The sequence below is a fragment of the Actinotignum timonense genome (genome assembly GCF_002860685.3).
Classification (GTDB): Bacteria; Actinomycetota; Actinomycetes; order Actinomycetales; family Actinomycetaceae; genus Actinotignum; species Actinotignum timonense.
The window spans coordinates 1,478,767-1,501,837 of sequence record NZ_CP136960.1 but is presented as its reverse complement, the minus strand read 5'-3'; the positions used below and the strand labels follow the sequence as shown (position 1 = coordinate 1,501,837).

At 62.2% G+C, this 23,071-nt stretch carries 21 protein-coding genes and 2 tRNA genes; 6 read left to right on the top strand and 17 right to left on the bottom strand.

What is annotated here, in order from left to right:
* Positions 1–29: 29 nt before the first annotated feature.
* Together rsmD and CYJ17_RS06200 are read right to left on the bottom strand one after the other, a co-directional pair.
* On the bottom strand, positions 30–587 hold the full coding sequence (gene rsmD, locus CYJ17_RS06205; RefSeq protein ID WP_087070886.1) for a 16S rRNA (guanine(966)-N(2))-methyltransferase RsmD: 558 nt from the start codon (positions 585–587) through the stop codon (positions 30–32).
* Positions 588–590: 3 nt separating this feature from the next.
* Positions 591–2,804, bottom strand: a complete 2,214-nt coding sequence (locus tag CYJ17_RS06200) for an ATP-dependent DNA helicase RecG (RefSeq protein WP_244899283.1) — start codon at positions 2,802–2,804, stop codon at positions 591–593.
* A gap of 292 nt (positions 2,805–3,096) precedes the next feature.
* Between CYJ17_RS06200 and rpmB the strand changes: the two genes are divergently transcribed.
* Positions 3,097–3,288 (top strand): 50S ribosomal protein L28, encoded by a 192-nt coding sequence (gene rpmB, locus CYJ17_RS06195; RefSeq protein ID WP_016442917.1) that lies wholly within the window; start codon positions 3,097–3,099, stop codon positions 3,286–3,288.
* A 189-nt stretch (positions 3,289–3,477) separates the two neighbouring features.
* Here rpmB and CYJ17_RS06190 read toward each other — a convergent pair whose 3' ends face one another.
* The 5 genes from CYJ17_RS06190 to CYJ17_RS06170 all read right to left on the bottom strand — a co-directional run bounded on the left by CYJ17_RS06190 (position 3,478) and on the right by CYJ17_RS06170 (position 9,215).
* The gene (locus CYJ17_RS06190; RefSeq protein ID WP_026429463.1) at positions 3,478–4,209 is read right to left on the bottom strand and encodes an SDR family NAD(P)-dependent oxidoreductase; all 732 of its coding nucleotides are present in this window, start codon (positions 4,207–4,209) and stop codon (positions 3,478–3,480) included.
* A 48-nt stretch (positions 4,210–4,257) separates the two neighbouring features.
* The gene (locus tag CYJ17_RS06185; RefSeq protein ID WP_180948622.1) at positions 4,258–5,487 is read right to left on the bottom strand and encodes an L-lactate MFS transporter; all 1,230 of its coding nucleotides are present in this window, start codon (positions 5,485–5,487) and stop codon (positions 4,258–4,260) included.
* Between the two features lie 395 nt (positions 5,488–5,882).
* Positions 5,883–6,899, bottom strand: coding sequence for an alcohol dehydrogenase AdhP (adhP, locus tag CYJ17_RS06180; protein ID WP_026429465.1), 1,017 nt, complete (start codon positions 6,897–6,899; stop codon positions 5,883–5,885).
* A 174-nt stretch (positions 6,900–7,073) separates the two neighbouring features.
* Positions 7,074–8,132 (bottom strand): thiamine-phosphate kinase, encoded by a 1,059-nt coding sequence (gene thiL / locus CYJ17_RS06175; protein WP_101595038.1) that lies wholly within the window; start codon positions 8,130–8,132, stop codon positions 7,074–7,076.
* Positions 8,133–9,215 carry a D-alanine--D-alanine ligase family protein gene (locus CYJ17_RS06170; protein ID WP_101595041.1) on the bottom strand — a complete coding sequence of 361 codons (1,083 nt, stop codon included), beginning with the start codon at positions 9,213–9,215 and terminating at the stop codon, positions 8,133–8,135.
* A 96-nt stretch (positions 9,216–9,311) separates the two neighbouring features.
* Between CYJ17_RS06170 and CYJ17_RS06165 the strand changes: the two genes are divergently transcribed.
* A complete protein-coding gene (locus CYJ17_RS06165) occupies positions 9,312–9,953 on the top strand; it encodes an AMIN-like domain-containing (lipo)protein (RefSeq protein ID WP_101595044.1) in 642 nt (213 codons plus the stop codon).
* A 3-nt stretch (positions 9,954–9,956) separates the two neighbouring features.
* Here CYJ17_RS06165 and murA read toward each other — a convergent pair whose 3' ends face one another.
* The 3 genes from murA to leuC all read right to left on the bottom strand — a co-directional run bounded on the left by murA (position 9,957) and on the right by leuC (position 13,448).
* Entirely contained in the window at positions 9,957–11,282 is a 1,326-nt protein-coding gene (murA, locus tag CYJ17_RS06160; RefSeq protein WP_087070890.1) for a UDP-N-acetylglucosamine 1-carboxyvinyltransferase, read from the bottom strand.
* A gap of 89 nt (positions 11,283–11,371) precedes the next feature.
* Positions 11,372–12,022: a 3-isopropylmalate dehydratase small subunit gene (gene leuD, locus CYJ17_RS06155; protein WP_101595048.1), complete on the bottom strand. Its 651-nt coding sequence runs from the start codon at positions 12,020–12,022 to the stop codon at positions 11,372–11,374.
* A gap of 13 nt (positions 12,023–12,035) precedes the next feature.
* Positions 12,036–13,448 (bottom strand): 3-isopropylmalate dehydratase large subunit, encoded by a 1,413-nt coding sequence (gene leuC / locus CYJ17_RS06150; protein ID WP_101595052.1) that lies wholly within the window; start codon positions 13,446–13,448, stop codon positions 12,036–12,038.
* Between the two features lie 246 nt (positions 13,449–13,694).
* Between leuC and CYJ17_RS06145 the strand changes: the two genes are divergently transcribed.
* The gene (locus CYJ17_RS06145; RefSeq protein WP_051278627.1) at positions 13,695–14,456 is read left to right on the top strand and encodes an IclR family transcriptional regulator; all 762 of its coding nucleotides are present in this window, start codon (positions 13,695–13,697) and stop codon (positions 14,454–14,456) included.
* A 104-nt stretch (positions 14,457–14,560) separates the two neighbouring features.
* On the opposite strand, the gene CYJ17_RS06140 is transcribed toward CYJ17_RS06145, so the two are convergent.
* On the bottom strand, positions 14,561–15,799 hold the full coding sequence (locus CYJ17_RS06140) for a glycosyltransferase family 4 protein (RefSeq protein ID WP_101595056.1): 1,239 nt from the start codon (positions 15,797–15,799) through the stop codon (positions 14,561–14,563).
* 192 nt (positions 15,800–15,991) lie between these two features.
* Between CYJ17_RS06140 and def the strand changes: the two genes are divergently transcribed.
* Together def and CYJ17_RS06130 are read left to right on the top strand one after the other, a co-directional pair.
* A complete protein-coding gene (def, locus tag CYJ17_RS06135; RefSeq protein ID WP_026429473.1) occupies positions 15,992–16,549 on the top strand; it encodes a peptide deformylase in 558 nt (185 codons plus the stop codon).
* 87 nt (positions 16,550–16,636) lie between these two features.
* Complete coding sequence (locus tag CYJ17_RS06130; protein WP_180948623.1) at positions 16,637–17,536, top strand: ChbG/HpnK family deacetylase; 900 nt, start codon at positions 16,637–16,639, stop codon at positions 17,534–17,536.
* Between the two features lie 38 nt (positions 17,537–17,574).
* Here the strand turns inward: CYJ17_RS06130 and CYJ17_RS06125 are convergent, their stop codons facing one another.
* The 6 genes from CYJ17_RS06125 to gltX all read right to left on the bottom strand — a co-directional run bounded on the left by CYJ17_RS06125 (position 17,575) and on the right by gltX (position 21,759).
* The gene (locus CYJ17_RS06125) at positions 17,575–18,240 is read right to left on the bottom strand and encodes a hypothetical protein (protein WP_101595061.1); all 666 of its coding nucleotides are present in this window, start codon (positions 18,238–18,240) and stop codon (positions 17,575–17,577) included.
* Positions 18,218–18,451 carry a hypothetical protein gene (locus CYJ17_RS06120; RefSeq protein ID WP_026429476.1) on the bottom strand — a complete coding sequence of 78 codons (234 nt, stop codon included), beginning with the start codon at positions 18,449–18,451 and terminating at the stop codon, positions 18,218–18,220. Before CYJ17_RS06120 ends, CYJ17_RS06125 begins: the two co-directional genes overlap by 23 nt.
* Positions 18,452–18,662: 211 nt before the next feature.
* Positions 18,663–18,735 (bottom strand) — tRNA-Glu (locus tag CYJ17_RS06115).
* 25 nt (positions 18,736–18,760) lie between these two features.
* Positions 18,761–18,832: transfer RNA gene (locus tag CYJ17_RS06110), tRNA-Gln, on the bottom strand.
* Between the two features lie 290 nt (positions 18,833–19,122).
* Positions 19,123–20,229: a hypothetical protein gene (locus tag CYJ17_RS06105; protein WP_101595065.1), complete on the bottom strand. Its 1,107-nt coding sequence runs from the start codon at positions 20,227–20,229 to the stop codon at positions 19,123–19,125.
* A 27-nt stretch (positions 20,230–20,256) separates the two neighbouring features.
* Positions 20,257–21,759 (bottom strand): glutamate--tRNA ligase, encoded by a 1,503-nt coding sequence (gene gltX / locus CYJ17_RS06100; RefSeq protein WP_101595067.1) that lies wholly within the window; start codon positions 21,757–21,759, stop codon positions 20,257–20,259.
* Positions 21,760–21,784: 25 nt separating this feature from the next.
* On the opposite strand from gltX, the gene CYJ17_RS06095 reads away from it, so the two are divergent.
* Positions 21,785–22,978 carry a MalY/PatB family protein gene (locus tag CYJ17_RS06095; RefSeq protein WP_101595072.1) on the top strand — a complete coding sequence of 398 codons (1,194 nt, stop codon included), beginning with the start codon at positions 21,785–21,787 and terminating at the stop codon, positions 22,976–22,978.
* Positions 22,979–23,071 lie beyond the last annotated feature (93 nt).

The window sequence follows — 23,071 nt, the reverse complement described above, 5'->3', positions numbered from 1 at the left end:
CTGAGGCGCTCGGCCTAGTCGACGCGCGATTATTGCGCATCCGCGCTGCGCTGCGCCGTCCACAGGGTCGCGGTCCCGTAACGGCGCGAATCATCGAGTTCCCACCCCTCCGGCCAGCTCGGTTCCGGTGAAGAGCTATCGCGTTCCACTACGACGACGGCGTCCGCTGCTACATGCGGGGCCAAGCCTTCGAGCACCTTCGTGATCTGTGCTTCTGTATAGCGGTAGGGCGGGTCCACGAAAACGGCATCGAAACGATAATTCGGTTCCTGGGAGAGATACTTTTCCGCTTTCATCCGGACCACGGTCACATCGAGGTGGGCGCGGGCGGCGTTGTCACGAATAATGCTGACCGCCGGCCCTTCCGATTCCACCAGCACGACGGCGCGCGCCCCGCGGCTTTTCGCTTCCAAACCCAGCGCACCCGAGCCGGCAAAAAGATCCAGGACTTCCCCATCAGCAATAAAGCCGCGATGGTCGAGCCGGGAAAACACCGCTTCGCGAGCTTTTTCCGAGGTGGGGCGGGTCCCCGAACTCGGCACCCGCAGAATATGCCCCTTGGCGGTTCCGGCAACAATACGTGTCATTGCTTATCCCCTTTCCAGGTAGGTGGCTCGCTCGGTATCCAATGCGTCCGCGGCCCGTTCCAGCTCCGCCGGCGGCGCGCCGCGTTCCACGAGGTCCGTAGCGGCGGCGCGCGCGGTAGCGATAATATCAGCGTCGCGCACCGCGGAGAGGAAACGCAGGTGGGAGGTGGTTCCCGCCTGCCGGGTCCCCAGCACATCACCTTCGGAGCGCAGCTCCACATCTTTTTCGGCCAGCGCGAAACCGTCCGTGGTGGCGGCGAAAGCCGCGAGGCGTTCGGCGGCCAGGCTTCCTTCCGGGGCACCGCTCACCGCCAGGCACAGCCCGGCTTTGCTCCCGCGCCCGATGCGCCCGCGCAGCTGGTGCAGCTGGGACAGCCCGAAGCGTTCTGCATTCATAATGATCATCATGGTGGCCTGCGGAACATCCACCCCCACTTCGATAACGGTGGTGGAAACCAGCACCGGCACTCGCCCGGCCGCGAAATCCGCCATGGCGGCGTCTTTTTCCGCGGCGCTCAGCCGCCCGTGCATCTCCCCTACCGCGATTCCCTCGAATTGGGGCAGGGCGCGCAGGCGTTCGGCCAGTTCAGTGACGGTGGCCAGCGTACTTTCGCCGCCCGGGTCCTCCGCGGGGGCGGCTGCGTCGTCGTTCTCACTAATACGGGGAGCGAGCACGTACACGCGCCCGCCGCCCGCAGTTTCTTCCCGGGCGCGCCACCACATGCGCGCGATCCAGTTCGCGCGGTTTTCCGGAACGACGACGGTGCTCACCCCGGCGCGGCCGCCCGGCAGTTCGCGCAAGGTGGAGACGGCCATATCTCCGAAAACGGTCATGGCGACGGTGCGCGGGATGGGGGTGGCGGTCATGACGAGGGTGTGGACGCCGCGCGCGAGGCTATCGCGTTGGTCCACCCCGAAGCGGTGCTGTTCGTCCACGACCGCCAGGCCTAGGAAGGGAATCTGGACTGTATCGGAAAGCAGCGCGTGGGTGCCGATAATAATGCCGGCTTCTCCCGAGGCGATGCGGGCCAGGGTGGCGCGGCGCTCGCTGGCGGTGAGCGATCCGGTGAGGAGTTCCACCCGGGTGGAGTGCTCGGCTGCGCCCAGCATCCCGCCCGCGCCCAGATCCCCGAGCAGTTCGCGCACACTGCGGGCGTGCTGGGCGGCCAGTACTTCGGTGGGCGCCAGGAGGGCTGCCTGGCCTCCGCCATCGACCACCTGGAGCATGGCACGCAGGGCCACCACGGTTTTCCCGCTTCCCACATCGCCTTGGAGCAGGCGCTGCATCGGGGTGGTGGCGGCCAGGTCCGCGGAAATCTCCTCCCCCACCGCGCGCTGCCCGGCGGTGAGCTCAAATGGCAAGCGGGCATCAAAAGCATCCAGGAGTCCGCCGCTGCGCGGTGGGTAGGCGGTGGTGGGATGCGCGGCGCGGGCGGCGCGGCGCCGGGCGAGCACAGTGTGGAGCACCAGGGCTTCTTCGTGGCGGAACGGCAGCTGGGCAAGCGCGGCGGTGATGGGTTCCGCGGGGCGGTGAGCCCGGCGCAGCGCCTCGAGCCGGGTGGGCAGGCCGTGAGCGCGCCGGTAGCCGGCGGGAAGCAAATCGGGAACATCCGCGCTGGTCAGCCCGGTGAGAACGGTACTGACCGCCCGTTCGATTTTCCAGGAGGGCAGCGCGGCGCTGGCGTGATAGATGGGGATGGGGCGGCGCAGGCGCTCCACGTCCACGCTACCCTCGTCTTCTACTAGGTCGTAATCCGGGTGGGTAAGTTGCAGGGTGCCGCGGTAGGAACTCACCGTGCCCGAAAATGTAGCAACCGTGCCGGGTTGCAGGCGCCGTTCGTGGTAGGCCAAAACCCGCTGCGATTTCGCAAAAAAGGTGAGGCTGAGTTCGCGGGCACCGTCGGTCATGAGAACGGAGAGGATGAAGCCGCGCCGCGCGCGCATGGGCCGCAAGTCCGCGCCCACCACCCGGCCGATCACGGTGACGTCCTCACCCTCGCGCACCTGCTCGATGGGGAGGAGTTCACCGCGGCGCGCGTAACGGAAGGGCAGGTGGTAGAGCAGTTCACCCACGGTGTGCAGCCCGAGCCGCGCAAACGAGGTGGCGCTGCGTTTGCCCAGGGCGCGCTCAAGGGGCACGCTGAGCGCGGTCCACCCGTCCGATACCACGGCCGGGCTGCCGCCTCGCTTCTGTGCCGCCGCCTGCGCGCTGTCCATACTCTTCACATTAACACCCGCGTTATATTTTCCCTAACGGAACGTTGCCCGCGCGACCCGTCGCCATCACGGCCCGCGGTGGTGCGGACCGGCACCGTTACGGCTTAGCATTTTTTATCACGACGACGCCGCCACTCCCGCCGCACGTGCCCTACGCCACGGAGGGAACCTTTGGCAAGCGCTCTTCTGACCGCTATACTAGTGGAGTTGTAATTTTCCTATGCGCTCAGGTGTATCTACCGAACAGCGGCAGGTGCGCGAGCGGATCCATGATCAACCGAAGGAGAACACCGTGGCTTCTGTTTGTGACGTCTGCGGCAAGCACCCGGGCTTCGGGAAGAGCGTCTCGCACTCGCACGTGCGTACTAGCCGCCGCTGGAACCCGAATATTCAGCGTGTTCGCGCGCTTGTGAAGGGCGCCCCCAAGCGCCTCAACGTGTGCACCTCGTGCCTCAAGGCCGGCAAGGTGCAGCGCGCCGCCTAAGTACTGTGGCTTCGCTGGGCTGGCTTACTCCCGTGAGTTAGCTAGTGCCAGCACAGGAAGTGGTCGGAAACATGGATATTGTTTCCGACCACTTCCTTTTTATCTTGGTGGACCCGGTCCCCCGCATAGCTTGAGGGGAACCCGAAGCGCGGTGATAACCGGGGTGATTCCCGGAGTTTCTCCGGCACTTTATTGGATAGTGAAACCGCCATCCACGGTCAGCGTGGTGCCGTTCACGAAGCCGGCCTTACCGTCCGCCAGGAAGAAGACCGCTTCCGCAACTTCTTCAGGCTGACCAAAGCGGCGCAGCGGAACCGGATCGGTGGGAATAGAATCCACAATGCCCGCGACCAAGGGCGTCACGATAGTCCCCGGTGCCACGGCGTTGAAGCGGATCCCTTCCTTGCTGTATTCCGAGGCCAGGTGCTTGGTGTAGCCAATAACGGCGTGCTTGGCAGCGGTATACGCGGCCCCGCCCTTGGCAGCTACGATTCCGGCAACGGAGGCAATATTCACCACCGCGCCCTCGCCGCGCTTGAGCATACCGGGGAGGACTGCGTTCGTCATATCAAAGACGGAGGTCAGGTTAATAGCCAGGAGGAAATCCCAGCGTTCGCGCGGAGTATCCAGGGATGCCTGGTACTTGTCAAAGACACCGGCGTTATTGACGAGCACGTCGATATGCTCGAATTCTTTTTCCACCTCGGCCACGGTAGCGATAATGGAATCGTGATCGGTCAGGTCAATGGTGAAGGATGATGCTTCGCCACCCGCGGCCTTGATCTCTGCCACCGCAGATTTTAGACCGTCCTCATTGACGTCAAGAAGGGCAACCTTGTAGCCGCGCTCGGCGAAGAGCTTGGCCTCTGTGAGCCCCATACCTGATGCTGCTCCTGTGATAACAGCAGTTTTCTGACTCATTTTTTCTCCTCTTATATTGGGTTATACCGCCGCTGGCGGCAGCTTTTATTACTTGGAGCGCCGCTGTGACACGGAGCCTTTCTTCATAACAATTCCGAGAGCAGCGATGGCGGCAACCGTCAAAACCGCTGCCCACATGAATGCCGGGGCGTAGTTGCCGCTTTGCCGATAGAAGGCCGCCAGCTGGGGAGCGATGAGGGCAGCAACGGAATACGCCGTGAACATAATGGCGTAATTGAGGGTGGAGTACTTGGCACCAAATTGGTCAGATACCAACGCGGGGAAAAGAGCGAGTAAGGCGCCGCCGGAAGCCCCGACCAAGGCCATCAAAGCAAGGAACAGGCCCGCGTTAGTCACCACGGACATGGAGAGCATGGCCGCCACATTGACGGCCATGGCGATCATCAAGGTGATTTCGCGCCCCAATTTATCCGAGAGTGCTCCGAAGATCATCCGGCCAATGAAATTGGATAGGGCCACCACGGTCACGGAGATGGTGGCCAGCTCAACTGACATGCCGGCTTGTTCTTTACCGATAGTGGCCGCTGCCCCGAGCATCATCATGTAGGAGGTTCCAGCGCCCACGAAAACGAAGAAGAGCAGCCAGAAGGTCGATGTTTTCATCATTTCTCGCCAGGTGAGCTGCACTCCGCCGGGCACGGAAGAATCCGTACTGGGCGGGGTCCACCCGGCAGGAATATACCCTTCAGCCGGAGGGCGCACGAATGCCGCGAAGATGAACATAAGGATGGCATAAACAATTCCCAGGACGATAAACCCTGCGAAAACACTCTTGGCTTCAATAACCGCGGTGGCCACCGGTGCCGCAAAAACCGGCCCGACCGCAGCGAATCCGATAACCAAACCGGAGGCGAGGCCCCGCCGATCTGGGAACCACTTGAGTACCGAGGTGATGGTGTAGTTATAGATCATGCCACCGCCGATGCCTGCCAGCACCCCGAAGGTCAGCCACATCATGGCAACGCTTGTCGCAAAGCCGGTGAGGATCCATCCAGCCCCGAAGAATAAAGAACCTGTGAATACAATGCGATGCGGAACAATCTTATGCGCCACGGTTCCGACGATAATCCCCATGACGGCGATGAAAATATTGTAGAGCGTGAAGGCCAGGGTAATCTGACCCATGTCCCAGCTGGTTTCTTCCATGAGGGGAGAAACGAAGACCGAGAAGGCGGATGTGCCCGATAAAGCAAACGTGAAAACACTGCCGGATATGAGGACGAGCCAGCGGTTTGGCGTTGAAACAATCGTTCCCATAGATAATCTCCCAAAGGTGGTAGCCACGAAGTTCCGTTGCCCATTCAACCGAACAAGTAGGCCGTTAGTACTAATGTGACCTAGAGTACCACCGGGTACACCCGGCATGCCACAAAAAAGAGATGAATATAAGCAGGTCGTGAGAGTATGCAAGCAGGGCGCGAGCAGGTGAGCAGGAGTCGGAAAGCCGTAAAGCGAAGGCCCGAAAGGCCGAAAACTAAGAGCCGAAAACTGCACAACAAAGAGCCGAAAGGCCGCAACAACGAAGAAGCGGAAAGCCTTATAAGCAAAAAGGGGCGGACCCGGGTAAACCGGATCCGCCCCTTTTCCGAGTAGGAATATGCAGAAGCCTCCCCGCGATGACGCCGTGTCACGCACGGAAGCTGTGCCGGGCGCTACTTGGAGAAATCAACAACCATGCGGCCTTCGATCTTGCCGGCCAGCATTTCGTCGATCATATCGTTGATGTCATCGAGGGGACGGGTGGCCACGATCGGCTTGACGAGGCCCTGGGCCCCGAAGTCGAAGGCTTCGGCCAGATCCTGGCGGGTACCCACGAGGGAGCCCACCACCTTGATGCCGTCCAGAACGGTGCGGTGGATATTCAGGTCAATGGTGCCCTTCGGGAGCCCGACGCACACCACGGTGCCGGCAGCCTTCATGGCATCCACGGCCTGGCCGAAGGCAACCTGGGATACCGCGGTCACCACCGCGACGTCCACGCCGCCCACTTCCTTCTGGATCCATTCCCCGGAGTTGATATCCGAGGAATTGACAACGAGGTCAGCGCCGACTTTCTTTGCCGATTCCAGCTTCTCATCATTGATATCCACGGCCACCACGCGGGCCCGGAAAACGTTCTTGGCGTACTGGATGGCCAGGTTCCCCAGCCCGCCCGCGCCGTAAATCGCCACCCACTGGCCGGGGCGGATATTGCCATTCTTGAGAGCCTTGTAGGTGGTCACGCCCGCGCAGGTAATGGACGAAGCTTCGGCCGGATCCAGCCCTTCGGGAACCTTGACGGCGTAATCTGCCACGACGATGCACTTTTCGGCCATGCCACCGTCAACGCTGTAACCGGCATTCTCCACGTTCCGGCACAGGGTTTCGTCGCCCGTCACGCAGTATTCACAGTGTCCACAGCCGCGGAAGAACCAGGCGACAGACACGCGGTCGCCTACCTTGAGCGAGGTGACATCCTCACCGATTTGTTCCACAACGCCCACGCCCTCGTGGCCGATAATGCGGCCAGGCACATCACCGAAATCACCGAGCGCCACGTGGATATCCGTGTGGCACAGGCCGCAGTATTCGATATCGACGAGTGCTTCGTTGGCCTTAATCGGGCGCAGTTCCACGTCCTTAATGTCAACGTAGCCGTCCGAGGTTTCTCGAACTGTCGCTGCTCGCATTTTCTCCTCCTATTTCAGCGGGAGCATCCTTACTCCCAGTTGATGCGGTGCGGTTCGCCGCACCACTTCTTATTTTTGCGAGCGGAAGCATAGTATTCCAGGGGAGAACGTCCTGATTTCGCGCAAAAAATTCACCTATCCGGATAACGGTGCAGCGGCCTTCGGCCTCGGCCCTCAGCCGCGCCGGAAATGATCCCAGCCGCTCCCCCGCGTCCAAGTGCGCCCGTCCACGGTGACCAACCCGCCCGGATGAGCGGCTTCCACCGCCCCAATAAGGCTGAAACCTTCCGGGAGGTGCGGGATGCGCGCCCCCCAAGCCCGTTCCGGGCTCACGTCCATCGTGGCGAGGAAACCGTGATCTTCTCCCCCGGTAAGCACGCAGCTGTACGCCCATTCCAGCGGATCGGAACGCCCGAGGTGCCGAGCCACCTCGAGGAGGTCATGGGCGTGGCGGGAAAGCGTCTCCGAATGAATATCGATATGCACTTCGGAGGCGGCGGCTATCCGCTGGGCATCGCGAAGCAAACCATCGGATACATCCATCATCGCCCCGCGCAAGCCGGCGCGAGCCGCGCTGAGTACCTCAGTCACCGGCGGGCGCGGGCGTAGAAAATCCTGAATGAGGCGGGTGGCGGCATCCGGGAAAGCACCCCGTTCCGGGGCAAAGCCGCGGCTGAGCAGTTCGAGGCCGGCCGCGGCCCGCCCCAGATTCCCGCAGTGAATAAGGGGCTGGCCGGGCGCTGCCGCCGAGCGTTGCAGCGGGGTGCGCCCTTCCAGATCGCCCAGAATGGTGGCGCTGATGGCCATATGGCTCCCGCCCACGAGGTCTCCGCCGTCGACCCCACATCCGAGCGGGCCGCAACATTCGGCCAGGCCGCGCGCAAGGTCCCGTACCCAGGCGACCGGGACGTCCCCGGGCAGTTCCATGGCGACGACGAGGGAACGCGGCCGCGCTCCCATCGCAACAGCGTCGGCAATATTTTGGGCGGCCACCCGCCAGCCGACATCGCTCCCGCTGGACCAGTCGCGCCGAAAATGTACGCCTTCCACGAGCATATCGGTGGAGACCGTGACCCGGCCGTCGCTCAGGCCGAGCACCGCGCTATCGTCCCCGCTGGGGACGATTGTTGTTTCGCCGCGCGGGAGCAGCGGCACGATCTGCGCGAGGAGTTCCGCTTCGCTCAGGTCGCGCACCAGGGGTCCGGGCGTATGACTGGCAGCTGGCCGGGGCATTTAGCGCAGCCCTACCCCGCGCGCGAGGGCGAGCTCGATCAGTTCGGAAATGAGATCGCGGTAGGCCAGCCCGGTTTTCTCCCACAGGATGGGGTACATGGACACGGCAGTGAACCCGGGAATTGTATTGTGCTCATTGACGTACATTTCCCCGGTGGCGGTGTAGAAGAAGTCCACGCGGGTCATGCCCTCGCATTCGAAAACCTCGAAAACACGCCGCGCCAGGCCCCGCATTTTCTCCGCGTCCGCATCCGGGAGCGCGGCGGGGATCTCCATGTGGAAGCCTTCGGTGGCCACGTATTTGGTGGCGTAGTCATACCATTGCACGTCCAAAACGATTTCCCCGAGCACGGAAGCGCGCGGCGCGGTACCGCCGCGCCCACCGAGGACGGCGCACTCGATTTCACGGCCCGGGATTCCCGTTTCCACAATGACTTTAGGGTCGACGGCGCGCGCTGTGGCAATGGCGGCGTCGAGCTGCGAAAGTTCAGCCACCCGCGTGATTCCCAGCGAAGATCCCGCGCGAGCTGGTTTGACGTATACAGGGAGCTGCAAACGTTCGGCTACTTCCGCGCGCACGCCCTCCGGGTCGGCGTTCCAGCGCTGGGGTTCCACGAGCACGTAAGGAGCAACCGGCAGGCCGGCTGATTCCAGCACCAATTTCATATAGTGCTTATCCATGGCCGCGGCGGAGGCGAAAACCCCGCATCCCACGTAGGGAATTCCCATCATTTCGAAGGTGCCCTGGATGGTGCCATCTTCGCCGAAGGGGCCGTGGAGCAGCGGGAAGGCCACGTCGATAGGCCCGAGGCTGCGCGAGCTGCCGTCTTCGCCGCGCACCACGAATCCTCCGCCGGGCCCGAAATCTGCCAGCACGCGTTCTCCGTGGTATTCCACGTCCGCGCCGGCAGCCACCTCCTCCGTGCTCATGGGAACCCAGATGCCTTCGGTGGTGATGCCAATGGGGATAACGCTGTAGCGCTCCGGGTCAATAGCTCCCAGAACGGAAGCCGCGGTGAGGCAAGAGACGGAGTGTTCTCCGGATACGCCCCCGTAGATGAGGGCGACGTGATGTGTGGCCACGAATGGACACCTTTCTACTCAGTGCTGTTCCCAGGGTAGTACGCCGGGCCGCGCGGCAAGGTGACAAACCCGGGCGCGGCCTACTACAGTAAACATATGACACAGAACACAATAAAGTCGTTTCTCCTGCTCGCAGGCGCTGCCGCCCTCACGCTGGCCGGCTGCTCCGGGACCGGGAAGGGCGCTCCCGCCAGTGATGGCGCGGCCACACCGTCCACCCCGGCTGCCGCTTCGTCTACCCCGGCGGTGAGCCAGTCCCCCAGCCTCACACTCAAGGCTGCGGAAAGCTCCCTCAAGGGCTTTATTGAAGGGGACTCGCAGTCCCCGAATTATCCCAAGCTCACCGAGAATTCCGCGGTGCCCACCGCGGTGCGGGTGGCCGGCCACGAGGGCTGGGACCGCGTGGTGGTGGAATACGATAGCGATGCCAATCTGGAATGGTTCAGTTTCTTCGGTGATGAGGCCATTCAGGATGGTTCGGGGCGGCCCCTGGATATTCCCGGCAAGCGTTTCCTCACCCTGAGCATTTCCGGGGTGACCTACCCGGAGGATCCGGCGCAGGCCGCGGATCTCTCCGTGCCGAACCTCGGGGGCGCGAAGGTAGTGCAGGGAGTCCACGTGGAACACGCTTTTGAGGGCATGCACCAGGTCCATATCGGGCTGGATAAGGATCGGCCCTACCGGGTTCAGGTGCTGGAGAGCCCCAAGCGGGTTGTTATTGACGTTGCCAATAACTAATCCTTAGGCATCCAGCGGCGTGACGTCCGCGCCGAGGGCCTGGAGTTTATCCAGGAACTTTTCGTAACCGCGGTCGATAATATCCACCCCGGAGACCCGGGATTCCCCTTCGGCCGCCAGCGCGGCAATGAGGTGGGAGAAGCCCCCACGCAGATCGGGAACCACAATATCGGTGGCCCGCAGCGGGGTGGGCCCTTGGATAACGGCCGAGTGGTAGAAGTTGCGCTGCCCGAAACGGCATTCGTGCCCGCCCAGGCATTCGCGGTAGGTCTGGATATTGGCGCCCATATCCCGCAGCGCTTCGGTGAAGCCGAAACGATTTTCGTAAACGGTTTCGTGGACGATGGACATGCCTTCGGCCTGGGTCAGGGCGACGACGAGCGGCTGCTGCCAGTCGGTCATAAAACCAGGGTGCACATCCGTTTCAAAAGATACGGATTGCAGAGCGCCACCCGGGTGCCAGAAGCGGATGCCGTCGTCACGCACATCGAATTTCCCGCCGACTTTCCGGAAGAGATTAAGGAAAGAAGTCATCGACTGCTGTTCGGCCCCGCGCACGAAAATATCACCACCGGTAGCCAGCGCGGCCGCCGCCCAGGAACCCGCTTCGATGCGGTCAGGTAGCGAGGTGTGAGAGTATCCCACCAGTTCATCCACGCCTTCCACCCGGATAACACGGTCGGTATCCACAGAAATAATCGCACCCATTTTTTGAAGCACCGCGATGAGATCCATGATTTCCGGTTCCACCGCGGCATTGGACAGCTCGGTCACGCCCTCCGCCATAACGGCGGTAAGGAGAGTCTGTTCGGTAGCCCCCACAGAAGGATAGGGCAGGCGCACCGGCTTGGCCCGCAGGCCCTTGGGCGCCACCAGATGCATACCCGTTTCTTCCTGGACGCGCTTGGCGCCGAATTCTTCCAGGACCCGCAGGTGGAAATCCACCGGACGCGAGCCAATATGGCACCCGCCCAAATCCGGAATATAGGCTTCGCCCAGGCGGTGCAGCAGCGGGCCCGCAAAAAGAATGGGAATACGGGACGAGCCGGCCAGCGCGTTCACTTCGTGCGGATCGTGGGGCAGGTGAATATCACCGGGGGTGATCTCCACGGTTCCGGCTTCCGGCTGGTAGTTGACTTCTACGCCGTGCAGGCCGAGCAGCTCCGAAACCACGGTGACGTCACGGATTTGCGGCACATTGCGCAGCACGGACGTTTCTTTGGTGAGCAGGGAGGCAACCATGGATTTCGACACAAAATTCTTTGCGCCGCGCACAGTAATCTCACCGCTCAGGGGGACTCCTCCGCGAACCACAAGTTGGGACACCATACTCTCCGCCTTTCTCGCGTGTCACAGGTACCCAGCCAGCATACCGGCCCGCGGCCGGTTTCCGGAGTTATGAGGATATCCGGGTGGCGTTACGCCTGCGAATCTGGCTCCAGGCGCGCCGAGCGGACCGGCACCTCGGGTAGATGCCGCTGCGGCAGGGTACGCGGAGTGAAACCTGGCTGGCGAGCTTCGTATTCCTCAATGAGGGAGATATCACGCAGGGTCAAAGCGATATCATCCAGGCCTTCCATGAGGCGCCAGCGGGTATACGGGTCGATCTCAAAGGGGTAGGTGATATCAGCGCAGCGCACCTCGCAGGCGGCAAGGTCCACGGTCAGCTCCCGGCCCGGCTTTTCTTCTAAAAGTTCCCACAGCCGGCTGGCGGCGTCGTCGCTAATCTGCCCTGCAACCAGGCCCTGTTTTCCCATATTGCCGCGGAAAATATCACCGAAACGCGGGCTGAGGACGGCACGGAAACCGTAGTCTCGTAGCGCCCACACGGCGTGTTCGCGCGAGGATCCGGTCCCGAAATCGCGCCCGGCCACCAGAATGGATCCGGCCGCGTACGGGGTCTGGTTAAGGATAAAAGCGGGGTCTTTGCGCCGTTCGTGGAAGAGGGCGTCCTCGTAGCCGCTTTTGGTGATGCGTTTGAGGTAGCGGGCGGGCAGGATTTGGTCGGTATCCACCTCGGTTTCGCGCAGAGGGACGCCGATGCCGGTGTGCTGGGTGAAAATCTCCACGGGCGTGTTCTTTCTACGCTGTAGGGGCGAGGTCTGCGGGATGGGAAATATGGCCGGTCACCGCGGTGGCGGCGGCCACCAGCGGAGAAACGAGGTGGGTGCGCCCGCCCGGGCCCTGCCGGCCGCGGAAATTACGATTCGAGGTCGAAGCGCAGCGCTCCCCCGGGGTGAGCTGGTCCGGGTTCATGCCCAGGCACATGGAACAGCCCGCATTGCGCCATTCGGCACCGAAAGCGCGAAAGACTTCATCCAGACCTTCAGCTTCGGCCTGGAGGCGCACTCGCGCCGAGGCCGGCACGATCATGACGCGCAGGTCTTTGGCTTTGTGGCGCCCGCGCCACACCGAAGCGACCGAGCGCAGATCTTCAATGCGACCATTCGTGCACGAACCGATAAAAACGGTGTCCACGTGGATATCGCGCATGGGCGTGCCCGGCCGCAGGTCCATATAGTCGAGGGCTTCCCGCGCGGCTTGGCGCTCTTTTTCTTCCGGCAGTGTGTCCGGATTAGGGACGACGCCGGACAGCGGCACCCCCTGCCCGGGATTCGTTCCCCACGTGACAATGGGCTCAATTTCGGATGCCTCAAGGACCACTTCGGTATCGAAATGCGCATCCGGATCGCTATACAGCGTGGACCAGTAGGCTACCGCGGCATCCCAGGCATCCTCGCGCGGGGCGTGGGGGCGCCCGCGCACGTAATCCACGGTGGTGGCGTCCGGGGCGACGAGCCCGGCGCGCGCGCCCGCCTCAATGGACATATTGCAGATCGTCATACGCGCTTCCATGGACAGCGCCCGGATTGCCTCCCCGCGATATTCAATAATGTGCCCGGATGCTCCGTTGGTTCCGATTTTGGCGATGACGGCGAGGATAATGTCTTTCGCGGTCGTGCCTTCGCGCAGGGTGCCATTGACGGTAATGGCCATATTTTTGAAACGCTGGAGGGGCAGGGTTTGGGTGGCGAGGACGTGCTCGACTTCCGAGGTACCGATGCCGATCCCGATGGAGCCGAAGGCACCGTGGGTGGAAGTGTGGGAATCCCCGCACACAATCGTCATGCCAGGTTGGGTCAGGCCCAGCTGCGGGCCGACCGCGTGAACGATTCCCTGGTCCGCGTGGCCGAGGGAATAGATCGGGATGCCAAATTCCGCGACGTTCGCGCGCAGGGCATCCACCTGCTTGCGCGAGGTGGTATTCGCGATGGGGCGATCAATATCGATGGTCGGGACGTTGTGATCTTCCGTGGCGACGGTGCGTTCCGGGCAGCGCACCGGCCGGCCTTCCAGACGCAGCCCGTCGAAAGCCTGCGGGCTGGTCACTTCATGGATGAGATGCAGGTCAATATAGAGGAGGTCCGGCGTGCCTTCCTCGCCACGCCGAACCAGATGGGCGTCCCAGATTTTATCCGCGAGCGTGCGTCCCATCCCTACCCTCCTCTTCATCATTCCGGGGAATTATCCCGGGTTCTTTTTGCGGTTACTCTGTCTACTCTTCCAACGGTGATCGGTTGTGGTGGTCCGCGGGCTAGTTTACCCAGTTCCGTCCACATGGCAAGATGAAATTCTCACATTTTGGACATTACGCGACTGTAGCGCGGGCGGCGCGTCGCTGCGCGCGGCACCACAGTGTGGACGTTTGCATCTCACTTATTGAGATGAGAAAATTTCGCTATGGTTGATTCTCCTCACGCTCAGCCTGCGCCCGCCCCAGAGGGAAGTGGTGTGGGCGTTCTCGATAAGGCTGCCGCCGTGCTCGATGCTCTCGAGGCCGGCCCGCAAACATTAGCGCAATTGGTGACCGCCACCCATTTAGCAAGGCCGACGGCGCATCGCCTGGCCGTCGCGCTGGAATACCACCGTTTCGTTTCCCGCGATAACGAAGGACGTTTTTCTTTAGGACCGCGCCTGGGTGAGCTCTCCTCCGCTACCGGTGAAGACCGCCTTATTGCCGCGGCGAATCCCGTGCTTATCGCGCTGCGTGACCATACCGGGGAATCTTCTCAGCTTTACCGGCGCCAGGGCGACCAGCGTATCTGCGTGGCGAATGCCGAACGCACCATGGGCTTGCGCGATTCCATCCCGGTGGGTGCTTCTCTATCGATGAAGGCCGGCTCTGCGGCCCAGGTGCTGCTCGCCTGGGAGGAACCCGATCAATTGCATCGCGGTTTGCAGGGTGCTTCCTTTACGGCCACAAATCTTTCCGCGGTGCGCCGGCGCGGCTGGGCCCAGAGCGTAGGCGAACGCGAAGCCGGGGTGGCTTCTATTTCCGCGCCGGTGCGCGGGCCGAGCGGGCGGGTTATTGCCGCGGTATCGATTTCGGGACCGCTGGAGCGGATGGGCCGCCAGCCCGGTCGGGTACATTCGGCGGCGGTGGTGGCCGCAGCCGGGCGCCTCACCGATGTTCTCCAAACAACCGAGGGCATTAACGAGTAAAGGTAGTAGCGAGTAGTCGAGTACTACCGCCCGCTGCGTAGATACACGGATGCGCGTCACGGCCTGGTGTTTTCCTACACCGAGCCACACACCCGACTATCCGGCTAGCGGGACCGACTATTCTGCATAGCCCGCTCATATTCAGCGAGGACTAGGGGCACCACCTCCTCCCAGCCGTATCCGGGCGCCACGCTCGCATTGTGGTGGGCTATGCGGGTGCGCAGCGCGGTATCCTCCGCCAGGCGGGCGAGCTGCGCGACCATATCCGCATCGGTTTCCGCCAGGAGCGCTGAGCGCCCATCCTCCAAGAAATCATCAGCTCCGGTGCCGGCCGGAGAAACAATGGGCAGGCCAGCTGCCCGCGCCTCCAGGGTGGCAATCCCGAAGGCTTCCCGGCGTGAACTGGTGAGATAGATATCCGCGTGGCGGTAGGCCTCCATGAGCCCGGCCCGGTCCGTGCGGCCGGGAAGATGAAGCCAGCCGCTCCCGGGGCCAGAGCCTGTGCCGGGGTTCCCGTGAGCCCGCCCGCGCCGTTCTAATTGGGAGCGCAGCGGGCCATCCCCGTAAATGGTGAGGTGAATATCCCGCCCGGTGAGCTGGCGCGCACCTGCCACGCAATCAATGAGGGCGGCATTGCGTTTGCGCGGGGCCAGGCGCCGCGCCGCCACAACCTCAAGCCACCTATCCGAGCTGCCGCCTGAAGCGCCAGTTGAGCCTCCGCCTGCACCGGCATCGCTGCCGCCGCCTGCACCGCCAGCTGCACCGCCGAACGCCTCCGCACGCGCGAGGCGATAAGCGGCAACCGCGCGCCATTCGCCCAGATCCACACCGTTAGGGATAACCGCGACGTCGCCACCCACGGCCCGGCGTACTTGCCCGGCCACCCACGTGGATACCGCGTTATGGACAACTCCGCGCGCCGTGACCCAGCGCAGCGGAGCAAACAGCTTCTCCACCGGATCCAATACACAGTGCCAGGTGACGGTAGTGGGGATTCCTTCCGCCGCCGCTATGCGCATCGCGGCCCACGCAAAAGGTGACACAACTCCGGCCTGAATATGCACCACATCTGCACCCCGCACCGAGGCACGCAGTTGGGCGCCGCACCCCGGGGAGACCGGGAGATTACCGAAGAGCGCTGAGGTAATGCGCTGGACGGGAAGGCCCGCCACGATATCGCGATCTGCCCGACTTCCGGGAGCCGGAGGCGTATCACGCGGAGTAGCGGTAATGACCAGCACCCGGTGGCCTGCTTCCTGCAAAGCCAGGCCAAGATCCCGAGTTTGAGCTTCAATCCCGCCCAGGCGGGGCAAGAAGCAATCCGAGACGAGCGCGATGCGCATAAGCCCTCACTTTCGCACAGAGATCCCCTCACGGAGGAGCCCCTTGACCGGCTACCCCACCGGTGGCGGGGTAGGTGCGGCGTCGTTCCTTTTCCTAGCGTCAGCTTAGCGCCCGCCTCCGACAGAAAAAGACCACCCGGAATTTTAACGGAATGCTCTTTGCCTGGGCGCGCCCGGGCCTTAAACTAAAGCATGGCTATTCTTCCTATTTACATCACCGGCGATCCCGTTCTGCATCGGCCGGCCCAGCCCATTACGGAATTTAACGAGGAACTGGCTCAGCTGGTCGAAGATATGTATGAGACCACCGTGGCCGCTCCCGGGGTGGGGCTGGCCGGGCCGCAGGTGGGCATTGGCAAACAGATTTTTGTGTGGGTTTACGCCGATCAGGATGAGGCTCCCGAGCGCGGCGTCGCCATTAATCCCACGTTGTTTATTGAACCTGTGAATCCGGATGAAGAGCCTTTCGAAGAAGGATGCCTGTCCTTCCCCGGCGAACAGTATCCCCTGGCGCGCTCCCCGCATGCTTTGCTACGGGCGCAAAACGAAAAGGGCGAGCATTACGAAATCGAGGCAACCGGGTGGTTCGCGCGTATTCTCCAGCATGAATACGACCATTTGACCGGGCATTTGTACGTGGATCGACTCACCGGGCGCGAGGAAGCTGCGGCCAAGCGCGCCAAGCGTGAGCACGGCTGGGGCAAGAAGGGGAATACCTGGCTGCCCGGGCGTGACAACCTCGAAGATTAGTCCTTCCGCTCCCGCGCACCCACTGCGCGGACTCCCATTCATTTTTTGTTCATATTTCGGTAACGTGAGATGGATATTTTTGGCGACATGATTGCATCCCACCCCAGCTCCTCGGCCCGCACCGTGGTGGTGTGCGCGGATGGGCTGGGGCGCAATCGTGCCCTGAATAACCTCATTATCGAGATGCTGGAACGCGGGCACGCCACCTGCGCCACCCTCCTGGTGGCGGCTCCCGCGGCGGAACATGCCCTGCGGGCTTTGGCAGCCGTCGGCATCGATCCGGGGCGGATTCTGCTGGGTTTCGCTATTAGCTCGCAGGGGCCCGGAGCTCCGTGGCGCGCCGTCGGCCCGCATGCCTCAAGTTTGACGGACCGCGGCGGGCGCTACCTTTCCGCGGAAGAAAGCGCCGCTCCCCCGCAGCTCGTGCGCGCAGATATCCTCACGGAATTGGCTGCGCAATTCTCCTGGATGGAGGACCGTGGGTATCGCCCGGCGGGCATTGCCGGGCCGCGCTACGGTCGCGATTTTCGCGGGCGTGGCCTGGTGATTGATTGCGCGCTGGAGTTTTGCGCGCGTGTTGGGGTGCCGCTGCGGTACGCGCGCCGGGGTGATCCGCTTCTGGCGGCCTCGCGTTACCTGGCGGATCGTGATGCAGAGCTCGGGGAAGGTGCGGCGCAACACGCGAATTCCGGTACCGATGCGGATGTGGTCGCTGCACACGCGCGGCGCGTGGAACGTGCGGATGCTCTTGGGGTGCTTCTTCCGAACGACGTCGTTTTCTTCCCACCCGAGTTCCCAGCCGATAGCTACGGGGAATTACGCCATGCCTACCTTTCGGCTTTGGAGGAATGTGCCGGTCCGGCGATCCAGGTGGTATTCACCCCGGCCCGCGAGGATAGCGGAGCCGGGCGCGGAGAATGGGAAACCCGGCTCATGCGCGATCCCTCATTCTTGCGGGCGGTAGCGCGGGCGCGGTGTGCCGCATAATGATCTTTACCGCCTACACACTCATCGGCAATAGGCGGCTATATCAACCCCAATTCCTTAAGCACCGATATAGCTTCTTCGGGATGTTCACGAACGACCGCGCGGGCTTGTATCCTTTCCCAGTCAGAGCGTCTTTCTAACAGGATTTTCTCAGTACCCGGTTTACAGTGTGCACCAAACTCATGCAGGATAAACAAAAGGATATCCTCCGCACACGGACGAAATCTTTTTGAGCCAAGCGGAATATGCAGATCCGAAATTGGAGGTGTTCGCCCCTTCAGATTAGCTCTTTTCCTCGCTCGAGCTGATAGCCCACCATCTACCATCGCATGAGTCCATATATCCCTGTGAGCATGAATCTGCACATGCGAGCTCGGTACATCGGCAGAACGCGGCTGACGGATATAGTCCCATCGAATCGTGGGTTCGCTTTTCTTTGAGTGCAGTCGCAATGTGAAACTAGACTGCCCCACCGTTAAAAACTGCTCGAGGTGAGAGAGAAAGAGACTGTAGTCAAGTTCCAGATACAGGCGCATATGATCCAACTGGATACCAGCAGTCCCTTGTATGCGCTGAGTCGATTGCCGATAAGCCGTAGCTTCGTCCGTTACGAAGGTGAAGTCATCATCAAATAGCCGTGCGACTCCGATAAGATCGCCGGCGAACTGCTGTACCTTTTCGCTAAGAACGTCCGGCCGCTGCAAGTTCTTTTTCCTTCAGCTCTTCTTCACGGTAGAACTCCACGAAGCCTTCGAGTGCTTCAAACTCTGGACGTAGTGCAGCCTCTTTGTCATTCATCCAGTAGTTTTCCGCTCGTTCGTTATAGTCCTCGCGGGTGGTGCGTAGCTCGTCCAAAATCTCATTTTGACGGGCGAGTACTTGGTCGAGACTTGTATATCTTCCTCGGATAATCATGTGGTACCACCTCCATCCTTATGACCCCAGCCTAATAGAAATAGTGCGCTGCGCAAACAGGAAGTTAATGGAAAAGCTGCCGTCTCCAACCCGAACTTTCACCTGGAATAATAACGAAATAGCGTACATTTCAGTTTCTGAAAGCACCATTCGTATCGTCGCGGCGGAACGACTCAAGGCGGGAAAACCGAAGCTTTCCCGCCTTGTGCTGTACCCCGTACCGGATTTGAACCGGTGTTACCGCCGTGAGAGGGCGACGTCCTAGGCCGCTAGACGAACGGGGCCTGTGAGAATGCCGAAGCATCATCGCTGGGGTACCAGGACTCGAACCTAGAATGGATGAACCAGAATCACCTGTGTTGCCAATTACACCATACCCCAAGGGTGTGGACCTCAGAATCGTTACGTTCCCGAGGACGACAGATAAAAAGCTTAGTGGAATCTCCTCAAGCTGGCAAATCCGCTGGACGTGTGACGCACCACGTTCTCGGCCCGCGCGAGTTCAAGCGGTGCACCTACTCGAGCTCCACCCGCGCTGGTGCAAACGGACAGACAGCTCAAGCTGCACCCGCGCCGGTGCAAACGGGCAGCCAGCTCGAACTGTACCCGCGCTAGTTCAGGCGGCATAGCCGTTCAAACTGCACCCGCGCAGGCAATGCCGAAACTCACCGCTACCATTCACGCACGCGGCCCTGCCGCTCGGCTTCCTCCCGTAAGGTCTCCGGTACCCGCAGCCAGATACGCGAGCCGGGCGTGCAACCGGTGAGCATCGTATAGCCGTCACAGGCGGGCAGCGGGGAAAACATGGTGCGCACGGCTCCGGCGATGGTGATGTCCACGGCGTCGTAATCGCGACGGGCCCGCGTCCAATTAACTGTGTAAGTATTCAGGTCACCAAGGGTCTCCGGACTCCACATCCGCTCCAGGGGGATCCGGAGCGGGTAGCGCTCCACCAGCGTAACCCAGTCCTCCGCGGTCACAATCCGGTAGATCCGCGACTGATCCGGCTGCGCCAGCTCCGGGAGTTCGGTAGCGAGCAGGTGGGAGCGCGGGTAGTCGCCGGCGTCGTCGCCGAAAAATGACCAGGTGCTGGAGAGCTCCCCGAGGGGGTGACCGGTGAAGAACTCGCCTACGTCGAAACTGAGGTAGCTGAAGGCGATATAGTCTTCCGGGCGTGCCGGATTATCCGCCGGGCCGAGGATCTCGATGATTTGCGAACTGATCTCCCAGCCGAGCGGCCTACGGCTGCGGCGGGAGCGGTGACTGCGGCGGTGGCTGGGTAGCGCGACCTCGTGGAAGCGCAACTGCTGGAGCGCGAAGCAGGCCTCCCATTCGGGTGGAATGCGCTGCTCAAGTACACAATCCCGCACTGCGGCTTCCTCCGCACTCAAGGCCCAATCCGCGGCAAGAACGCGCTCAATATCCGCGTTGAACGCAAAATGGATGGAGAACTCCCCCAACGCCAGGTTCGCGCGCTGGAAACGCCCCAGCTCAGCTACCGGCCAGGACGGTTGGGGATTTTCCGCACCGCACAACTCCACCCGCGGGACGCACTCCATGCTGCCATCATCCATGGCGAGGGGCTCGAAGAATACCCGGCCGCCAGCGCCCTCACCCGGGTGTGCGCCCTCGTTCGCGCCTACACCCTCACCCGCGTAGTCACTCGCGGCGCCCGCTGCCACCCGCTCCCAGGCCCTTCCCCAGGCACGCAGGTAGGTTCCCGGCGCGGGAAAAGACGCGGCGGGCCGCGGCGGCGGCGGCGTCGTACTTACCACCATCGCGGCCCTCCCCGTTCGTATTCTTTACTACCCGGAAATTTTTTCCAGGAGTTGGTCAATGCGCGCCACCGCTTCCTCACGCCCGAGGATAGCGATGGAATCAATCACCGGGATGGACACATTCGTGCCCGTCATCGCCACGAAAAGCGGGCCGAAGGCGAAGCGCGGCTTGATACCGAGGCCCTCCACCAGCGCCGCATCGAGGGCGGGCTTAATAGCTTCCGGCGTGAAATCATCCAGCGCGCTCAGGGCCTCGCGAGCCCCGCGTAGCGCTTCGGGTGCCGAATCACGAAGCTTGGAGAGGGCTTTCTCGTTGTAGTCCAGCTCCGCCGCACCAACGAAAAGGAAGCCGAGCAGATCCCGGGCCTCGCCCAGCAGCTGCATGCGGGTCTGCGCCAGCGGCGCTGCCGCGTCAAGAATTTCCCGTTCGCGATCCGTGAGCTCCTCATAGGCGCCGCCGCTGAGCACCTCGCTGAGATAAGGAACGAGGCGGCGGGTGTAATCGGCCACGTCAAGGAGGCGGATATGGTCCGCATTAATCGCCACGCATTTCTTGTCATCAAAACGGGCCGGGTTCGGATTGACATTGTGGATATCAAAATGCTCCACAAGTTCTTCCTTGCTGAACACATCACGTTCGGCGGAGAAGGACCACCCGAGCAGGGCCAGGTAATTGAGCAGGCCCTCCGGGATCATGCCCCGTTCGCGGTGAAGCAGCAGATTCGATTCCGGATCACGCTTGGACAGCTTCTTGTTACCCTCCCCCATCACGTAGGGCATATGGCCGAAGCGCGGCGTCCACTTCGCGATACCCAGTTCTTCCAGGGCACGGTAGAGCACGATCTGGCGCGGCGTGGAGGAGAGCAGATCCTCCCCGCGCAGCACGTCCGTTACTTCCGTGAGGGCATCGTCAATGGGATTGGTGAGGGTGTAGAGCGGATCGCCATTGGCGCGCACAATCACGTAATCCGGAGTGGAGCCGGCCCGGAAAGTAATATCCCCGCGGATCACATCCGTGAAGGTAATATCCTCATCGGGCATGCGCATGCGCAGCACCGGTTCGCGCCCTTCCGCCCGGTAGGCAGCCTTTTGTTCTTCGGTGAGGTTGCGGTCATAGCCGTCGTACCCGAGCTTGGGATCCTCCCCGCGTTCGCGGTGGCGCGCCTCGATTTCCTCCGGAGTGGAGAAAGATTCGTAGGCGTAGCCGCGCTCCAGCAGCTGGGCCGCGACCTTACGGTAGATATCCCCGCGCTGGGATTGCCGGTAGGGACCGTGCGGGCCGCCCACTTCAACCCCTTCATCCCAGTCCAGCCCGAGCCAGCGCAGGGAATCAAGAATCTGGTGATACGACTCTTCAGAATCACGGGCTGCGTCGGTATCTTCAATGCGGAAAATAAAAGTTCCACCCACGTGCCGGGCGTAGGCCCAGTTAAAGAGGCAGGTGCGTACCATACCGACATGCGGGGTGCCGGTGGGTGAGGGACAGAAACGAACTCGGATCTCGCGTCCGGTAGCAGTTGTGATAGCCATGATGGGTTAAGGATACGCTACGGATATGACATATGATTTCGACACTCGCACCGTCTCCGATCTCATCGCGCAGGGCTCGCATAAGTGGTCTGCTTTCGGGGATGCTATCGCCATGTGGGTGGCCGAAATGGACTTGGGAATCGCGCCGGAAATTCGCGATTACCTGGTGAGCGCAGCGCAGCGCGGCACCCTCGGCTACCTTCCTCCCCGCGAAATTCCGGGGATTATGAACGCAGTTTCCACGTGGCTCGGCCACTTCGGCCCGGCCCCCGACCCGGAGCGCATGTTCCTCATCCCCGAAGTTCTCAGCGCGTTGCGGATCGCGATCACGCAGTTCACAGCCCCGGACGCTCCGGTGATCGTCCCAACTCCAGCCTATATGCCGTTCCTCACACTTCCCGGTGAGTACGGCCGGGAGGTGCGCCAGGTGCCCTCGATTTTCCGCGAAGGTCGCTGGGAGCTGGACCTCGAGGCGCTGGAAGCGGCACTCACCCCCGGTTCCCTTCTGATTTTGTGTAACCCGTGGAACCCGGCGGGCCGATGTTTGACCGGTCCGGAACTCGATAAGGTTGCGGCCGTGGTGGAGCGGCGTGGGGCTCGCGTTTTTGAGGACTCCATTCACGCCCCGGTACTCATCGACGGCACCTACGTTCCTTACGGCCCGCGCAGCGCGGCCACCCGCGCGCATACGATCAGCGCGATCAGCGCGACGAAGGGCTGGAATATCCCCGGCCTCAAGGCCGCGCAGCTCATTTTTTATAACGACGACGACGCAGCCCGCTACGCGCCCCACGCCAATGCCTGGAGCTCTCCAACTTCCACGCTGGGAGCTCGGGCCACCGCAATCGCTTTCGAAGAGGCGCTGGATTGGAATCGCGCGGTGTGCTCCTATATTGGCGAGACCCTGCGGATTGTGGAAGAGCGGGTTCGGGCTTGGCCCGGGGTGCGCATGGCCCACGTGGAAGGCACCTATATTGCTTTCCTCGATTTTTCCGAGGCGGAATTTGTGCGCGCGGAGGAGGAACGTGCCCGCAAAGAGGCGCGCGAGCCGAAGGGCGCCGTCGCCGCAATTTTAGAGCGGGCCAATGTGGCACTCACGCCCGGGCGGGCATCGGGCGCCGGTTTTGAGCAATGGGCCCGCATGGTGCTGGCCACCCCGCGTGCGATTGCCCTGGAGGCCCTGGACCGGATCGAAGGTCTGCTGGAGGCGGGAGCGTAACGCGCTTTCGAGGCGACTTCGGGGCGCCGCGTCACGCACAGGCGCGAACGCGCGGCCGCACCGCACCTTCAACGCACCTTCGGGGCGCCTGTC

Coding starts and splice junctions, on each gene's coding strand:
- rsmD (WP_087070886.1), bottom strand. CDS start 587: ATGACACGTATTGTTGCCGGAACCGCCAAGGGGCATATTCTGCGGGTG.
- CYJ17_RS06120 (WP_026429476.1), bottom strand. CDS start 18,451: ATGATTATCCGAGGAAGATATACAAGTCTCGACCAAGTACTCGCCCGT.
- CYJ17_RS06095 (WP_101595072.1), top strand. CDS start 21,785: ATGACATATGATTTCGACACTCGCACCGTCTCCGATCTCATCGCGCAG.
- CYJ17_RS06105 (WP_101595065.1), bottom strand. CDS start 20,229: ATGGTGGTAAGTACGACGCCGCCGCCGCCGCGGCCCGCCGCGTCTTTT.
- def (WP_026429473.1), top strand. CDS start 15,992: ATGGCTATTCTTCCTATTTACATCACCGGCGATCCCGTTCTGCATCGG.
- murA (WP_087070890.1), bottom strand. CDS start 11,282: ATGGTGTCCCAACTTGTGGTTCGCGGAGGAGTCCCCCTGAGCGGTGAG.
- CYJ17_RS06200 (WP_244899283.1), bottom strand. CDS start 2,804: ATGGACAGCGCGCAGGCGGCGGCACAGAAGCGAGGCGGCAGCCCGGCC.
- leuC (WP_101595052.1), bottom strand. CDS start 13,448: ATGGGACGCACGCTCGCGGATAAAATCTGGGACGCCCATCTGGTTCGG.
- CYJ17_RS06185 (WP_180948622.1), bottom strand. CDS start 5,487: ATGGGAACGATTGTTTCAACGCCAAACCGCTGGCTCGTCCTCATATCC.
- CYJ17_RS06190 (WP_026429463.1), bottom strand. CDS start 4,209: ATGAGTCAGAAAACTGCTGTTATCACAGGAGCAGCATCAGGTATGGGG.
- CYJ17_RS06140 (WP_101595056.1), bottom strand. CDS start 15,799: ATGCGCATCGCGCTCGTCTCGGATTGCTTCTTGCCCCGCCTGGGCGGG.
- CYJ17_RS06130 (WP_180948623.1), top strand. CDS start 16,637: ATGATTGCATCCCACCCCAGCTCCTCGGCCCGCACCGTGGTGGTGTGC.
- CYJ17_RS06145 (WP_051278627.1), top strand. CDS start 13,695: ATGGTTGATTCTCCTCACGCTCAGCCTGCGCCCGCCCCAGAGGGAAGT.
- thiL (WP_101595038.1), bottom strand. CDS start 8,132: ATGCCCCGGCCAGCTGCCAGTCATACGCCCGGACCCCTGGTGCGCGAC.
- adhP (WP_026429465.1), bottom strand. CDS start 6,899: ATGCGAGCAGCGACAGTTCGAGAAACCTCGGACGGCTACGTTGACATT.
- CYJ17_RS06165 (WP_101595044.1), top strand. CDS start 9,312: ATGACACAGAACACAATAAAGTCGTTTCTCCTGCTCGCAGGCGCTGCC.
- gltX (WP_101595067.1), bottom strand. CDS start 21,759: ATGGCTATCACAACTGCTACCGGACGCGAGATCCGAGTTCGTTTCTGT.